Annotated in this window: 14 protein-coding genes; 11 read left to right on the forward strand and 3 right to left on the reverse strand. The window is 43.9% G+C overall.

The features are described 5' to 3' along the window. Positions 1 to 176 precede the first annotated feature (176 nt). Genes ACFQ21_RS16775 through ACFQ21_RS16785 form a run of 3 tightly spaced genes read left to right on the forward strand, consistent with a single transcriptional unit; the run spans position 177 to position 2,632 of the window. Positions 177 to 1,076, forward strand: a complete 900-nt coding sequence (locus ACFQ21_RS16775) for a sensor histidine kinase (RefSeq protein ID WP_377580435.1) — start codon at positions 177 to 179, stop codon at positions 1,074 to 1,076. Continuing rightward, a complete protein-coding gene (locus tag ACFQ21_RS16780) occupies positions 1,073 to 1,798 on the forward strand; it encodes a LytR/AlgR family response regulator transcription factor (protein WP_377580436.1) in 726 nt (241 codons plus the stop codon). Before ACFQ21_RS16775 ends, ACFQ21_RS16780 begins: the two co-directional genes overlap by 4 nt. Positions 1,799 to 1,858: 60 nt before the next feature. After that, entirely contained in the window at positions 1,859 to 2,632 is a 774-nt protein-coding gene (locus ACFQ21_RS16785; RefSeq protein ID WP_377580437.1) for an alpha/beta fold hydrolase, read from the forward strand. Between the two features lie 82 nt (positions 2,633 to 2,714). Here ACFQ21_RS16785 and ACFQ21_RS16790 read toward each other — a convergent pair whose 3' ends face one another. Then, on the reverse strand, positions 2,715 to 3,170 hold the full coding sequence (locus ACFQ21_RS16790) for a hypothetical protein (protein WP_377580438.1): 456 nt from the start codon (positions 3,168 to 3,170) through the stop codon (positions 2,715 to 2,717). Positions 3,171 to 3,365: 195 nt separating this feature from the next. Continuing rightward, positions 3,366 to 4,820 carry a redoxin domain-containing protein gene (locus ACFQ21_RS16795; RefSeq protein ID WP_377580439.1) on the reverse strand — a complete coding sequence of 485 codons (1,455 nt, stop codon included), beginning with the start codon at positions 4,818 to 4,820 and terminating at the stop codon, positions 3,366 to 3,368. Positions 4,821 to 5,122: 302 nt separating this feature from the next. Here ACFQ21_RS16795 and gldA point away from each other — a divergent pair, with 302 nt between their 5' ends. The 6 genes from gldA (at position 5,123) to ACFQ21_RS16825 (ending at position 11,170) form a co-directional block, all read left to right on the forward strand. Beyond that, positions 5,123 to 6,061: a gliding motility-associated ABC transporter ATP-binding subunit GldA gene (gene gldA, locus ACFQ21_RS16800; RefSeq protein ID WP_377580440.1), complete on the forward strand. Its 939-nt coding sequence runs from the start codon at positions 5,123 to 5,125 to the stop codon at positions 6,059 to 6,061. Positions 6,062 to 6,088: 27 nt separating this feature from the next. Continuing rightward, the gene (gene gldF / locus ACFQ21_RS16805; RefSeq protein WP_377580441.1) at positions 6,089 to 6,817 is read left to right on the forward strand and encodes a gliding motility-associated ABC transporter permease subunit GldF; all 729 of its coding nucleotides are present in this window, start codon (positions 6,089 to 6,091) and stop codon (positions 6,815 to 6,817) included. Continuing rightward, positions 6,811 to 8,496, forward strand: a complete 1,686-nt coding sequence (gldG, locus tag ACFQ21_RS16810) for a gliding motility-associated ABC transporter substrate-binding protein GldG (protein WP_377580442.1) — start codon at positions 6,811 to 6,813, stop codon at positions 8,494 to 8,496. The genes gldF and gldG overlap by 7 nt, the downstream gene beginning before the upstream one ends. 1 nt (position 8,497) lies before the next feature. Further along, positions 8,498 to 9,418, forward strand: coding sequence for a DUF4340 domain-containing protein (locus ACFQ21_RS16815; protein WP_377580443.1), 921 nt, complete (start codon positions 8,498 to 8,500; stop codon positions 9,416 to 9,418). A gap of 104 nt (positions 9,419 to 9,522) precedes the next feature. After that, positions 9,523 to 10,647: a DNA polymerase III subunit beta gene (gene dnaN / locus ACFQ21_RS16820; RefSeq protein ID WP_377580444.1), complete on the forward strand. Its 1,125-nt coding sequence runs from the start codon at positions 9,523 to 9,525 to the stop codon at positions 10,645 to 10,647. A gap of 40 nt (positions 10,648 to 10,687) precedes the next feature. Beyond that, the gene (locus ACFQ21_RS16825) at positions 10,688 to 11,170 is read left to right on the forward strand and encodes a hypothetical protein (protein WP_377580445.1); all 483 of its coding nucleotides are present in this window, start codon (positions 10,688 to 10,690) and stop codon (positions 11,168 to 11,170) included. A 21-nt stretch (positions 11,171 to 11,191) separates the two neighbouring features. Here the strand turns inward: ACFQ21_RS16825 and ACFQ21_RS16830 are convergent, their stop codons facing one another. Then, positions 11,192 to 11,698, reverse strand: coding sequence for a metallophosphoesterase family protein (locus ACFQ21_RS16830; protein WP_377580446.1), 507 nt, complete (start codon positions 11,696 to 11,698; stop codon positions 11,192 to 11,194). A 135-nt stretch (positions 11,699 to 11,833) separates the two neighbouring features. On the opposite strand from ACFQ21_RS16830, the gene ACFQ21_RS16835 reads away from it, so the two are divergent. Continuing rightward, positions 11,834 to 13,801, forward strand: coding sequence for a DUF3857 domain-containing protein (locus ACFQ21_RS16835; RefSeq protein ID WP_377580447.1), 1,968 nt, complete (start codon positions 11,834 to 11,836; stop codon positions 13,799 to 13,801). A 303-nt stretch (positions 13,802 to 14,104) separates the two neighbouring features. Continuing rightward, a complete protein-coding gene (locus ACFQ21_RS16840; RefSeq protein ID WP_377580448.1) occupies positions 14,105 to 15,352 on the forward strand; it encodes a c-type cytochrome in 1,248 nt (415 codons plus the stop codon). Positions 15,353 to 15,365: the final 13 nt, after the last annotated feature.

A 15,365-nucleotide genomic window follows, 5' to 3' on the forward strand; every position in this document is an offset into this window, starting at 1 on the left:
CCCAAAACATGATCAACGACCCTCAAAAGGTAAAACACCGACACATAATTAGTTTTCTTACAGAAGATCGGTATAGAATATGGCACCATGTTATATTTTTAGTGGGTCTTTTGTTGCTGCTTTGGCAATCGAATTTTTCGAATTCATATATAGGTATCTATAAATATTACAGCCTGATGACAGCTTATTTTGCTTTTGTTATCATGGTGTATATAAATATATACGTTCTGGTTCCCTATTTTTTCTTTAGAAACCGGTATGGGCTATACCTTGCGTTGTTGGTAATGCTTGTTATCCTCGGCTTGCAGGCCATGGGATATGTTTTGAATACGCACCTAGTTGATTATCGCATTGTAAGACCAACACAAATACAAGGTGTTTATGAGGGCACCGTTATATCGATTAGTATTATCCTCGTTACCACGATGGTAAAACTTCTGCAACGATGGACGAAAGACAATGACCGGATAGCCGAGTTGAACAATCTTACGTTGCGCATGGAGTTGAATGAATTGAAAAATCAGATCAACCCGCATTTCCTGTTCAACATGTTAAACAATGTAAAGGCACTGATCAGAACAGACCCGGAGAAAGCTTCGTTTGTTATTGTGAAATTGTCGGAGTTCTTACGGTTTCAGCTTTATGAGAATAACGAAGATAAAACGTTGCTAACTTCCGAGATAAATTTTTTGTCGAACTTTATTGGCCTGGAGAAAATCAGGCGTGATAATCTTTCTGTTTCCCTGCAGAGTAACACAGATCAGCGTGTGCTGAGTAGTGTTTTTGTACCTCCCAACCTGTTTACCACGTTCGTTGAAAACGCTATCAAGCATAGCGTGGATTTAACCGATACGGAAACGTATATACACATCAACATCATGGTTGAAAATCAAAAGCTATATTTCACCTGTAGTAATTCGGTAAGCCATGAATACAGGGTTGCCGATAAGAAGAACAGTGGTTTAGGACTTGTCAATATCAAAAGACGACTGGAGTTGCTATATGGCGATAGTTATAGCCTCGACATTAATGCTGCCGAACATAAATATACCGTAACCCTAATCATTCCTATATGACCTGCATAATTGTTGATGACGAGCCGCTGGCACGGGACGAAATGCAATCGTTGATACAGGAGGTGTCGCAGCTTGAAATTATAGGTAAATTTTCAAACGCCCGGGCAGCACTCGATTTTCTTAAAACGAAGGATGTTGATATTATTTTCCTGGATATAGAGATGCCGGTTGTTACGGGACTGGAGTTTGCCGAACATATACCTAAACAGAGTCTCATCATCTTTACGACAGCTTATTCTCAATATGCTTTGAAAAGTTACGAGCTGGATGCTATTGATTACCTGCTCAAACCCATTGAGAAAACCCGTGTGGAGAAAGCTATAAACAAGGCGATACTCTATAAGAATCTGCTCTCGGAAGATGTTGCTAAAAATACGGTCGAGTCGAACACAGAGAATTTCCTTTTTATAAAGGCGGACAGGCGATACTATAAAATTAACTTTCGCGACATCCGGTATATAGAAGGTCTTAAAGATTATGTGGTTATATATACCCAGCAGCAGAAGTTGCTCACGGCTATGAACCTGAAAACGATTCATCAGAAAATACCACAGGCTACTTTTCTTCGAGCCAGTAAATCATACCTCGTAAATAAAGATCATGTGGATTCGTTTGATAACCACAGTGTATATATAGGCGAATCGGAAATTCCACTGGGCGAAGTATACAAGAAGGAATTCCTGGAAAAGTTTCTGGGCAATGCACTCAATCCTGATGTATAATTTTAAGTATATATAGCGCCACAAATATCGAGTCAATAATATGTAAGCGTTGCCTTTATTATGGTGAAAAATATAGCGATACGGGGTGCTGTTCTTCATGTATATCACCAGAAGACAGGGAAGGAGAGTCCCACCCTTATTTTCCTGCACGATTCTTTAGGATGCATCGAGCTCTGGCGCGATTTTCCTGCCGCGCTTGGCAATTCCACAAACTGCAACGTACTTGTTTACGACAGGCAGGGTTACGGCAAGTCTACACCGTTTACTGCAGAAGGTCGTGACACCAACTACCTCGAGACAGAAGCAGATATACTCAGTCTGTTGATGAGGCAATGCGATATTAAGAAAGCTATACTCTTCGGGCATAGCGATGGTGGCTCGATCGCGCTGATTGCTGCTGCCAAATACCCCTCTGATATTATAGGCGTTATTACGGAAGGAGCGCACATCTTCGTTGAAGACATCACGCTAAATGGAATACGTGGAGCGGTGCAGGCCTATCAGACAACCAACCTGAAGCAACGTCTGCAAAAGTATCATGGCGACAAGACCGATGCTGTATTTGATGCCTGGACGAAGACGTGGTTAGCCGATACATTCAAATCCTGGAACATTGAATTTTTTTTACCGCAGATACAATGTCCGGTGCTGGTGATACAAGGCGAAGCGGATGAATATGGATCTATAGCGCAGGTGAATGGAATTGTTGAGCAGGTAACGGGTGATGCGCGTAAACTCATGATTCCCTCAACAGGACATACACCTCACAAAGAGGCAAGCGCCATCGTTCTGGAACACGCTACGCTTTTTATAAAGAGTTTAACGGCATCGTAGACATATACTGCTATAAACGACAAAAGCCCCACGCACTATAACATGAGGCCTTTGTACTTAACCTAAACTATTGTGAAGAAATCTATTGCAACACGATACGGGAGCGACCTGCTTCCAGTATGGCATAATCTTTAAAACCCTGAAACGCTTGGTCATCCAATGAGCCGGCTTGCTCAGGAGTATATTGTCCGCCATTGTCCCACCACTTCTTCGCGTTTTCACGCGCCTGCTTCTTGTCTACATTCTCGAACAGGTTAATGCACGAGTCGGAGATCATCCACGGTTTATCAATGCTGCTATATTTATCAAATATCATGGTGCGCATCTGCGTACCGCTGGCAACATTCTTGAAGTGAGATACGGTATAGGATAACGTCTCTGGTTCTGTCATGATCATGTCCCAGTATTTTTTAGAAGCAATGACCTGTGACGTAGTCAACAGATAGCCAAATCCGCTTTCGATCGGTTCACGGGTTATGGGACAGCGCGCTTTCAATTCAGGTTTTTTCTTACCGAGGAGTTTATCAAAAAAGGCCATAACTTTCTTTATTTATAAGGTTGATGTTTAGGAGCAACTTATACCCATTAGATACTTCGCCAGCAGCCAATAGTTGCATATAAGACTGAAAAAATCGTGAAAATGTTACAAAAGGCCCAAATTGAGTTGTATTGGGCCTTTTGTAAATCCGGATTGACTAAAAGTGTTCGTAATTGAACCTTAAACTGTCCGTAATCAGAGCTTCGCTGGTGCCTTTCCGTTCAGTTTTTCGGACTTGGTCTTCTGAAATTTCTCGTAGTTCAAAAAGAACTCTTCCAGTTTTTCTACCGGGAGCTTTTTGGCAATGATTTTCTTCTTGTCATCGAGTACAAAAAGACTTGGCGTAGTAACAGCATCGTACAGGTCTGCGTAGGTTCCGCCATAGGTGCGTGGTCCGTTTACAGTCACCCACTTCATGTTCATGGTCTTGATATAGTCGCGCATCTTGGCCATAGACGTATCGGTGCTCACAGCGTATACTTCAAGGTTGAAGCGAGTCTTATCCTTGGTATAAAAATCTACCAGCTTTGGTGTTTCAGTTTTGCAATGTCCGCAGTCCGGATCGAATATATATACAATGGTATATTTCGTTTTGATATCGTACATGGAACGCGGCTTGAAGTTCGCGTCCTGCATCATCAGGTTCGGAGCTGTTTTACCAATGAGACTCTTACGCAGGCGATCAGCATAATCCTTCAGGTTCTTCTTCAGTTTGTCGGTTACCCAGAAATCCATTTCGCCAGACGCAAAGTATTTATCGAACAAGCGTACATATACTTCATCAAGACCCATGATCTCCGGCTGTTGATATTTCAACAGGCAAGTCCACACGGCATATTTATAGGTCTCCTGGTTCTTCTTCGCTTTTACTACGATCTTATCGATAGCCTTGGTGATGGAGTCAACCTGTGGTGCATATAGTTTATCCAGATACTCGTTGATCTTGTCGCTATATACCGGGCGCGGCATGCGTAGCAAACCTTCATTGCCCAGATCAAAGTTGTCGAAGAAATGTTCGCGATACCAGCGAAGCTGAAATGTAGAGTCGATGGTGCCATCTTTCTTCTTCGGTGCCTCCGGAACTTTAAGCGCCATCGTTGATTTAAAAATGACAGCGGTCATGGTGCCGGGGTTCTTGGCGGCAATGTCACTCTGGTAAGCGACTACTTTTTCGTTCACTTTGGCAAAGGCAGCCCGTGCTTCTTTCTTTTGATCTTCAGCAATTGTGCTGTCTTGTATTACTTTGATGAAGGGCTCTGCTTCTTTATGGCGCTCCATGTTAAAGAGCATGTTGTCGAAGAAAAGACGGTTATCAGCGTCACCGGTAATTTTCATGTGCTTGATATAGTCGTCAGTTTTAGTCTCCATACTGAAATGCTGCGACTTGCTGATCACGAAGTCAAATATTTTAGACTTATCGAGTACGAGGAAATATACCCCGTGTGCGAGTTCCTTCTTGCCGGTAAACGTAAATTCACCTTTGGCGTTGGCGCGGGCAGTGTCCTTCAGGTATGTGCTTTCACCATAGTAATGTCCCAGGTAAACGGTGGTGTCTTTCCATCCGTCAACTTTAAACTTCAGATTATAGCCGGGTTGTGCGTAACAAGAGGCAGTCACTAAAAGACAAAAGGCAAAAAGTAAGTAGCGCATAATAAAAATTATTTCGGTGCGAATTTCAACATTTCAACGTTTCAGGTCAACGGTGATTAATCGCGTCTGCTGATCTTTTGTAACATTGGCTGAACCCTAAAATTATAGGGTAGGCCCGCATGTACGTGTTAAAGATTTGTTAAAGCTCCTAAATGGTACATACTGGTTCATCTTTATAGTGGCTGTCTTGAAAAAACTGGCGCTTGTTGTTGCCTCCAACCTCGTTGAGACTGCATTCGGACTGTTGTGAGCTTCCGCATTCCGTTAAAAACCGTTAAACTTGAGCCCTGAATTAAAAACGAATGTCACTTCAGATACGGAATCTTACCAAAGTCTACGGGCAGCAATACGCTGTCAATAACATTTCCTTTGAAGTGGCAGCAGGTGAGATCGTAGGTTTTCTCGGGCCCAACGGTGCCGGTAAATCTACTACCATGAAAATAGCAACGTGCTATCTTCCTCCCACCGAAGGTGAAGTGCTGGTGGGTGGCCATAACGTTGTGGACAATGCGATGGAAGCTAAACGCATTACCGGGTACCTGCCGGAACACAACCCGCTATACCTTGACATGTATGTGCATGAGTACCTCGGCTTCATTGGTAAACTATATGGATTGTCGGGGAAGACGTTACGACAGCAGGTAGCGGAGATGGTGGAGCGCTGTGGTCTTACGCGCGAACAGAATAAAAAGATTGAGACACTTTCGAAAGGATACCGGCAACGGGTTGGACTGGCGCAGGCTTTGATTCACAATCCGAAAGTGTTGATCCTCGATGAGCCCACGTCAGGACTCGACCCGAACCAGTTGGTGGAGATTCGTAAACTCATTAAAGATATCAGTCGCGATAAGACAGTGATCTTCTCTACGCACATCATGCAGGAGGTACAGGCACTGTGTAATCGCGTTGTTGTGATTAACCGTGGTAACATAGTGGCCGATGATACGGTTGAGCATCTCCTGCAAACACAACAGAGCAACGTGGTAGTGGTAGCAGAATTTGAAAAAGGTGTAACGGCCGAGCAACTTCAGCAACTGCCGGAAGTGATCAGTGTCCAATCGCTGGATACATTCAAGTTCAAGGTAGTGGCTGCAGCCGGTGTCGATATACGCCCTGCGTTGTTCCGTTTTGCTGCCGACAATAATTTATCACTCATCGGGTTGAAGCAGGAAGAGAGCTCGCTCGAAAATATTTTTCATTCGCTTACGGCACAGTCTCCGGTGGAGCATAATCAAAATTAAATTTACTTTGCTGCGTTTTTAACAATCATGCTCCAGGTACTAGCCAAAGAATTCAGTAGCTTTTTAAACTCGCTCATCGCGTATGTGGTGATCGGAGTTTTTCTTACCGGCATCGGCTTGCTCATGTGGGTTTTCCCGGAGACTTCGGTGCTTGATTACGGGTATGCCGATATGGACACGCTGTTCTCGCTCGGTCCGTATGTATTTATATTCCTGATTCCAGCCATTACCATGCGCAGCTTTGCCGAAGAGAAGAAGGCCGGCACCATGGAGTTGCTCATGACCAAACCGCTCAGCGACTGGGATGTTATTCTCGGGAAATTCTTCGCCACGTTCTGCCTGGTACTGTTGGCACTGGCACCCACCGTGCTATACTATATTTCAGTATATAGTTTGGGTAACCCAGCAGGTAATGTTGATACCGCTGGTATTGTGGGATCGTATATAGGATTGTGCCTGCTCGCGGGTGTGTTTTGCTCGGTGGGTATATTTGCATCGTCTATTACGCCTAACCAGATCGTTGCGTTTATTGTAGCAGCGTTTCTGTGTTTTATACTCTTTACCGGATTTGAATCGCTGGCAACACTTAACGTGTGGTCGGCCTATGCCTTGGTGATCAAACAACTCGGTATAGTATACCATTATGAATCACTCAGTAAAGGTCTTGTGGACAGTCGCGATGTGCTTTACTTTCTGAGCGTGATCTTTCTGTTATTATCGGCAACAAAATTAATTTTAGGAAGCAGGCAATGGTAAACTGGAAGAGCAGAAAACTGGGCGACTATTTATTCTTTGCCAACGGTATTGTGCTGGTGGTATTGATTAACCTGCTGGCATCGCATTATTTTTTCAGGGTTGACCTTACAGATGAGAAGCGCTATAGCATCAAGCCGCAGACGCGCGAGATACTCGATAACCTCGAAGAAGAAGTATATGTTGAGGTATACCTGGAAGGCGAACTGAACGCAGGCTTCCGCAGATTTCAGAAAGCCATCCGTGAAACACTGGAGGAGTTCAGAATATATTCCGACAATAAGGTAAACTATATATTTACCAATCCTGCTACAGCCAAAGGGCAGCAGGCGCAAGCCGAGTTTATGAACGATCTCGGCAGACGCGGTATACAACCTACCAATGTGATTGATACCAAGGACGGACAGCGCGTGGAGAAAATTATTTTCCCCGGGGCAATTGTATCAGCCGGAGGAATGGAATCGGGGTTGATGTTGCTGAAAGGAAGCACCGCGAAAACATCAGACGAACGAATCAACCAGTCGATTGAAAATATAGAGTTTGAACTCATTAATACAATCTATAAACTTGCAAACACCAACCGGAAGCGCATCGGTTTTGTTACCGGGCATGGCGAGTTGGAAGGAGCCGGTATCGCGAGCTTCAACAACGATCTGCTGGAAGTATACGATGTATATAAAACCAATCTGGCTACAGCAACGGATCTTCCGAAATATACCGCGCTGATCATAGCGAAACCTCACGCTGCGTTTTCGCAGATTGATAAATTCAGGCTCGATCAATACATCATGCAAGGTGGTAAAGTTGTGTTTCTCCTCGACAAACTTGATGCAAGTATGGACAGCGCCTCGCTCGAAAATTACTTTGCCGTTCCATACGACCTCAATCTTGACGATCAGCTTTTCAAATACGGTGTGCGCATCAACCCTGATCTTATACAAGACCAGAGTGCAGCGCCATATCCGATTGTTACCGGTGAAGCAGGAGGGAAGCCTCAAATGCAGTTGATCGACTGGCCATTCTTTCCGCTCATTAATCATTATGCAGAACACCCGGTTACGCGTAATCTCGATGCCGTGGTGTTGAAGTTTGCGAGCAGCATTGATACTGTAAAGGCACCCGGAGTAAAGAAGACTCCGTTGATGCTCACTTCAAACTATACACGTACCATTACCGCCCCGGTAAATGTGAGTGTAAATGAATTACGAAAGAATGTAAAGGCTGAAGATTTTTCAAAGAGTGCTATACCGGTGGGCTACCTGCTGGAAGGAAGTTTTTCATCGCTGTTCAAGAACAGATTTTTACCGGAAGGTTTAGGACAGTCAGCCGTGATCGAACAAAGTAAAGATACCAGGCTCGTAGTCATTGCTGATGGCGACATCATTCGTAATGAAGTAAATCCGCGCTCACGCCAGCCGCAGCCACTGGGGTTCTATCCATTCACGAATTATACTTTTGCCAACCGCGAATTGTTAATGAATATACTCGCGTACCTCACTGAAGATAACGGGTTGATACAGGCGCGCAGCAAACAGATACGGATTCGTCCGCTTGATCGTGAGAAAGTAAAGCAGGAAAAAATAAAATGGCAGGTGATCAATCTTGGAGTGCCGCTTGTGCTGCTGATTGTTTTCGGAGTAGTGCGCGCGTACTGGAGGAAGAATAAATTTGCCCGGTTCTGATATGCAGGAGAAAAAAAATAAACGGTTACTGATTATACTGGTCGTGTTGCTGGCAGCCACTGCGGCTACCGTGTGGTATGGCAAGCGTGACAATACTTTTGAAGTAGACGAGACTATTTTCAGAAAGGCCGATCTCCGCGAAGTAAACGAAGTTATATTACAATCGCCTGCGGGAAAAGTAGATTTGAAATACCTGGGTTCAGCCTGGAAAGTAAATGAAGCCTATAATGCAGACCGTAATATGATCGAAGTATTGTTTGCTACATTAGGTCAGGCAAAACCGAAGCGACCTGTGGCACAGTCGCAGCAGGACTCAATTAGTAAAGTAATCGAAACCAGTGGTGTGAAGGTATCGTTGATCTCGGGAGGCAAAACCGTAGAGGAATTTTTTGCCGGAGGAAATGAAGCAAAGACACAGGCATACTTTAAAGGTGTGGGAGCGGGTACCCCTTACGTTATGTCGATTCCCGGCTATCGCGTTTATGTGTCGGGTATATTTGAATTGAACGAGAAGGGCTGGCGCGATAAATACATCTTTGGTTTCAACTGGAGAAACTTCAAAAACCTGGAGGTTCGCTTCCCAAGTCGCGAAACGGACAACTTCCTGGTAGAAATGGATGATAACTTTTTTGGGATAAAAGGTGTGCAGACGGATACCTCAAAGATGAACAACTTCCTGGATGCGGTGTCGCTGCTTACAGCAGACGAGTACATCGATGCGACACCCACACTGGATAGTCTTTCGAAAAAAGATCCGCTGTTTATCCTCACGGTCACCGACATAGCAGAAAAAAAATACGAGTTAAAAATTTTTTCTTCGGGTCCGCAGCAATTTTTTGGGCAGATCGGAAACGACTGGAGCGTGCTGCACGAAAACAAAATCAGGGCTATTCTCCATCCGAAACGATATTTTTTAAAATGATTTCTTGATTTGCCGGATTTTTTTGCAATTTCCCATTCATTTTATAATTCGGTTTTCTTTATAACTTTACCGCCGCTTTAACAACCTCAAACACTTTTTCACGAATGAAGTTTATCGTTAACTCTGCTTACCTGCTGAAGCAACTTTCTAATATCAATGGTGTAATTACTACAAACCCGGTAGTTCCCATCCTGGAGAATTTCCTGTTTGAACTTGAGAAAGGAAGTTTGACGGTAACGGCTTCTGATCTTCAAACCTCGATGATCACCGAGATTCAGGTTGAATCAAAAGAAAAAGGAAGCATCGCGGTGCCTGCCCGTATTCTTCTCGACACGCTGAAGAACCTGCCGGAGCAGCCTGTTACGTTTTCTATCGATGACTCTACTTATAGTGTTGAGATTATTTCTGACAACGGTCGTTATAAACTTTCCGGTGAGAATGCTACGGATTTCCCGAAGGTTCCTACAGTATCGAATGATTTCTCAGCAGAAATTTCTACCGAGGTTTTATCACGCGCAGTAAACAACACCATTTTTGCTACCAGCAACGATGAGCTTCGTCCTGCGATGACCGGCGTATATGTAAACCTGGGCGATAAGAATACAACATTCGTGGCAACAGACGGACACCGCCTGGTGCGTTACAGAAGAACCGATGTTAAATCGGATAACGGTAATGCGATCATCATTCCACGTAAAGCATTGAACCTGTTGAAGGCAACGTTGCCTTCTGAAAATACAGACGTTAGCCTGAATTTTAACATGTCTAACGCCTTTTTCAAATTCGGCAACATCAAAATGATCTGCCGTCTGATCGATGAGCGTTTCCCTGACTACGACAACGTAATCCCTAGCGGAAATAATATCAAGATGACGATTGAGCGTAACGACCTGCTCGGTGCTCTCAAGCGTATCTCTATCTACGCGAACAAAACAACACACCAGGTTCGTCTGAAAATTACCGGAAGCGAACTGCAGATTTCTGCAGAAGACTTGGACTTCTCAAACGAAGCTAACGAAAGACTGAGCTGCGAGCACGAAGGCGAAGACATCGAGATCGGCTTCAACGCAAAGTTTCTGATCGAAATGCTTACCAACTTGGATTCTGACAAGATCAGACTTACCATGTCTGCTCCGAACAAAGCAGGTGTAATTTTACCAGTAGATAAAGACGAAAGCGAAGACATTCTGATGCTGGTAATGCCTGTTATGCTGAACCAGTACGTATAGTACAAGCGTAACACCTTTCACTGTTATATACCCCTGTTGTATGAAAGCAACATTATTCGTAATTCTATTACTGACTACGAGTATGCCCGCTTGGGCACAGTTTAATCAATCCGTAGTGGCGGTTAATGATGAGCGTGTAGTCAGTCCGTTGATTATGAACCCGGCAGGGGAGGGAGCGTACAAAGTATATATGCCGCCTGGACTGCGCATGCGTAATGCCGGCCGTACGCTTACCATTATTGGTGGCGCAATGCTGGTGGGCGGAGTCATTGTATTTGGCAGTGCAGACGAAACGTATTACAGCTACAACTCTTACAACGGTACTACCTACGAAGAAGGCGATCCAAAAGCAGCCATAGGTATATTAATGATGGCAGGCGGTTTAGGCATGACTATACCAGGTGTTATTCTCTGGACAAAAGGAGCGAAGAAGTACAAGCGATACCTCGAACAACATGAAGGCGAGCAAACCGTTTCATTCAACATGAACGGCAATGGAGTTTCACTTCGCTATCAATTCTAAATGATCGGAAAAACTATAGCGCTATACCAGCACTCCGCGTTTTCCCAACTCGATCACTTCCATATTCTTAATTTCTTTCTTTACAATCTCAAAGCGTACAATGGTTTTAATGGCATGAAAGCCATGATTACCGGCTGCACCCGGATTGAGATATAGCATGCCGTTAAAGGCAGCATCGCGCTTTACGCGAAGTATATGCGAGTGCCCACAAATAAATATATCGGGAGAACTTTCCTTTAGCAATTTTTTGACGCGTGGATTATAATTAGGAGGTGCACCACCGATGTGAGTCATCCAGACATCGAGGCCTTCGCAGGTAAAACGCAGATCTTCAGGATACACCGCTTGCACCGTTTTATCATCAATGTTACCATACACTGCGCGAAAGGGTTTAAAGGCAGCAAGCTCATCGGCAACAATCTTGTCGCCTATATCTCCGGCATGCCATACTTCATCGCAGTCTTTAAAATAATCGAATACTTTTTTGTCCAGGTAACTATGCGTGTCCGATAGAAGTCCGATTCTCATGGTTTCAAAAATGCTAACAAAATCACATACAAACATCATCAGTTGTATCAACTATATTTTCCGGCTACATACACACCTCAACACACCAACACATCAACACAAAAGAAGTATCTTGCATCAAACCTGATGTACTACATGCGTCTACTTCTACTCCTCCTGTTAAGCGGAACCACGTTGTTCTCCGTTGCGCAAGACCATGGCTTTCCATACGGCCAGACTACGTATCGTGAACTCGATATGAAAGCATATGAAAAAGATACAGCTGCCGTGGCGGTTGTGTTAAATGAATTTGGTGAAGCCTATATCGACAACAGCAATGATAACAACCTGCTGTTTGAATATCACGCCAAGATCAAGATACTGAAGAAAGGCGGACTGCGTTATGCTGATTTTGAGATACCGTTGCGTAAGCAGGAGTCTCGTGCTGAACGCGTGCGCTCGGTAAAGGCATCGAGCTTCAATTATGAAAATGGTTCGATGAAGGAAACGAAGCTCGAGAATAAGAATCTGTTTACGGAAAACATAAGTAAGTATTGGGATGCAAGCAAATTCGCTGTGCCGAATGTTCGGGTAGGGAGCGTTATCGAAGTACACTATATTGTTGAATCACCTTTCATTTTCAATTTTCATAACTGGGAGTTTCAGTCTGACATACCCAAGGTTATGAGCGAGTACTGGGCAACGGTGCCGGCCAACTATAAATTCAACATTTCACTGAAAGGATATCTGCAGCTTAGCAAGAACGAAAGCGAAGTGATCCGCGATTGCTTTACACCCGGTGGAGGCTATAATGCCGACTGCGCCAGATTTAAGTGGGGCATGAAAGATATACCCGCATTTAAAGAAGAGTCCTATATGACGGCTCGCTCAAACTATCTCTCCATGATAAACTTTGAACTTGCCGAGGTACATTATTTTGATGGGCGCAAGGATAAGATCACGCGAGAGTGGGCTGATGTTGAAGACGAGCTTCGTAAGAGTGATAAGTTCGGAATCCAGATCAGGCGCGGAAAAGATATAGTGGATGAACACGTGGAGCAATTAATCGCGGGTGAAACCGATCCGCTCGCGAAAGCAAAAAAGATCTACGAGTTTATCAAAGCATGGTATCGCTGGAACGATGTATATGGTATGTATAGCGAGTTCGGAATAAAACGTGCGTTCGATGCGAAAGCCGGTAATGTAGGCGACATCAATCTTTCATTGGTCGCTGCATTGAAGTATGCTGGACTGAGTACAGAGCCTGTGATCTTGTCGACACGCGGGAACGGGTGGGTAACGGAATTGCACCCGGTACTAAGTGATTTCAATTATGTAGTGGCTAAAGTCAATGTGAACAACAAATCGTATTTACTCGATGCGACTGATGATTTTCTTCCGTTCGGTATGCTGCCTGAGAAATGCCTGAATGGTAAAGGACGTGTGCTCGGTGAAAAGGAATCGTATTGGTACGACTTGAATCCGGTGGAGAAATCAAGGAAGATTACCCTGATCAATCTGAAACTTGAGCCGGATGGAGTTTTCAAGGGAACATTACAGTCTACTTATAATGGATACGCTGCGCTGGACAAGCGTAAGGAAGTTCATACTGCAGGCAGTGATAAAGAATTTATACGTGAGCTCAGTAAAAAGATGAACAACCTTGAGATCCGCGATTTCAAAATTGAAAATATAGAAGAGCTTGGCAAGCCACTGGTGATGAAGCTGGATATAGAGATGGCACAGACTGAAAACATGAATGCATCGGGCTTTTTGTTTAATCCTTTTGTTATTGGTCGGTGGGAACAGAACCCGTTTCGCTCTGCTGAAAGAATATATCCGGTTGATTTTGGTGTACCATTAGAGGAGACTTTGATACTAAATTTTGAGTACCCGGATACTTTTGCTCCGGTGGATCTTCCTCAGAAGGTAGGACTTGCACTACCTAATGCCGGAGGACGGTACTTGTTTGATCTGCAACAGCAGGGGAGCAGGCTTTCGATCAACAGTTCACTGCAGGTATCACGCACACTCTTTACCTCGGAAGAATATCATTTTCTGAAGGAGTTGTTTAATCGTGTCATCGCAGTACAACAAGCCGATCTTATCTTTAAAAAGAAGTGATGTAATGTGATGTGTTTACACACATTAGAGCAATCAAACGTGTGCTTATATTCATTCTTTTACTGTTGAAACAGCGTTGTTTTTAAGAATGATTCTAAATTACATTTTATTATATGATTTATATACCAACTTCGCTTTCCATGTATACCTTCGCGCGAAATGATGGGATTGCTGCTTAAAAAACCTCATTTGAGGTAAGATTTTCATCATTATTTATTGCGCAACGAATCAAATAAATTTGAAAAAATGAGTTCCGATAGTAGATTTGTGCCGCTTGTTTTGAAAACGGACACTGAACCTAACATGATAAAACATTTCACTTCTTCCGCTTGCAAGTTCTTTACTCTCGTCCTCGTTTTCGCATTAATCAGTTTTACCAATTACGCTCAGGAAATTTCCAAAGACCCCGCTGCTATCAGCGCAGGTCAGGCGTTGTTTAATGCGAACTGTAAAGCTTGTCACAGAGTACATCAAAAATTAGTTGGTCCAGCACTGGCCGGTGTATATGATAGAACACCATCCATTGACTGGATCAAGTCTTTTGTAAAGAACTCTTCGGCTGTTATAGCCAGCGGTGAACCGTATGCAGTAAAACTGTATAACGACTATAACAAAACGCAGATGACTGCCTTCTCCGCTTTCAAGGATGAAGAGATCATGAACATCCTTGCGTATGTTAAAGCTGAGACTGACAAAGGACCTGAGCCAACTACTAACGCTGGGCCTACTCCTCCAACGGGAACAACGCCTCAAGACGGCCTTCCTTCATCATACCTCAATGTTATATTGATCGGTATGGTAGTGATCCTTATACTCCTCCTGGTTGTATTAGGATTCCTGGTATCTGCACTGAAGCGCTTCCTCGATCAGAAGACACTTTCAGAAGAAGAAGCTGACGTTGTAAACCCAACTGTAACAACAGGATCAATTTTCAAGAGCCGCGGTTTTGTATTTGTAGTAGTGTTTGTAACAGCAGCACTTGGTTTCAAAGCGGTAATCAACGGCCTATACTCAGTAGGTGTTCAGCAAGGTTATGCTCCGAAACAACCTATAGCTTTCTCGCACAAGATTCACGCAGGTCAATATGAAATTGACTGTAAATACTGTCACGTAGGTGTAATGAAAGGCAAGAGTGCTACCATTCCTTCCGTGAACATCTGTATGAACTGTCACAACCAGATCAAGTCCGGTACACTCACAGGTGATACGGAGATCGGTAAAATTGTAAAGGCGTATGAAACGAGCAAGCCAATCGAGTGGGTTCGTATTCACAACCTTCCTGATCTCGCATATTTCAACCACTCACAACACGTGAATGTGGCTGGTGTTGAGTGTCAGACTTGCCACGGTCCGATTGAGACTATGGATGTAGTTCGTCAGCACTCATTGTTAACCATGGGCTGGTGTATCGACTGTCACCGCAAGACTGATGTTAACACGAAAGGCAATGCCTACTATGATAACCTGGTAGAGATTCACAACCAGAGCAAGAAGACACCAATGAAAGTAGAAGACATCGGTGGACTTGAATGTTCAAAGTGTCACTACTAACATAAACTATTTA

Source organism: Ohtaekwangia kribbensis (genome assembly GCF_042676245.1).
Taxonomy (GTDB): domain Bacteria; phylum Bacteroidota; class Bacteroidia; order Cytophagales; family Cyclobacteriaceae; genus Ohtaekwangia; species Ohtaekwangia kribbensis.

Excerpts from the sequence above, each read along its gene's own strand:
- ACFQ21_RS16775 (WP_377580435.1), top strand. The coding sequence starts at position 177 with ATGACAGCTTATTTTGCTTTTGTTATCATGGTGTATATAAATATATAC.
- ACFQ21_RS16780 (WP_377580436.1), top strand. The coding sequence starts at position 1,073 with ATGACCTGCATAATTGTTGATGACGAGCCGCTGGCACGGGACGAAATG.
- ACFQ21_RS16785 (WP_377580437.1), top strand. The coding sequence starts at position 1,859 with ATGGTGAAAAATATAGCGATACGGGGTGCTGTTCTTCATGTATATCAC.
- ACFQ21_RS16790 (WP_377580438.1), bottom strand. The coding sequence starts at position 3,170 with ATGGCCTTTTTTGATAAACTCCTCGGTAAGAAAAAACCTGAATTGAAA.
- ACFQ21_RS16795 (WP_377580439.1), bottom strand. The coding sequence starts at position 4,820 with ATGCGCTACTTACTTTTTGCCTTTTGTCTTTTAGTGACTGCCTCTTGT.
- gldA (WP_377580440.1), top strand. The coding sequence starts at position 5,123 with ATGTCACTTCAGATACGGAATCTTACCAAAGTCTACGGGCAGCAATAC.
- gldF (WP_377580441.1), top strand. The coding sequence starts at position 6,089 with ATGCTCCAGGTACTAGCCAAAGAATTCAGTAGCTTTTTAAACTCGCTC.
- gldG (WP_377580442.1), top strand. The coding sequence starts at position 6,811 with ATGGTAAACTGGAAGAGCAGAAAACTGGGCGACTATTTATTCTTTGCC.
- ACFQ21_RS16815 (WP_377580443.1), top strand. The coding sequence starts at position 8,498 with ATGCAGGAGAAAAAAAATAAACGGTTACTGATTATACTGGTCGTGTTG.
- dnaN (WP_377580444.1), top strand. The coding sequence starts at position 9,523 with ATGAAGTTTATCGTTAACTCTGCTTACCTGCTGAAGCAACTTTCTAAT.
- ACFQ21_RS16825 (WP_377580445.1), top strand. The coding sequence starts at position 10,688 with ATGAAAGCAACATTATTCGTAATTCTATTACTGACTACGAGTATGCCC.
- ACFQ21_RS16830 (WP_377580446.1), bottom strand. The coding sequence starts at position 11,698 with ATGAGAATCGGACTTCTATCGGACACGCATAGTTACCTGGACAAAAAA.
- ACFQ21_RS16835 (WP_377580447.1), top strand. The coding sequence starts at position 11,834 with ATGCGTCTACTTCTACTCCTCCTGTTAAGCGGAACCACGTTGTTCTCC.
- ACFQ21_RS16840 (WP_377580448.1), top strand. The coding sequence starts at position 14,105 with ATGATAAAACATTTCACTTCTTCCGCTTGCAAGTTCTTTACTCTCGTC.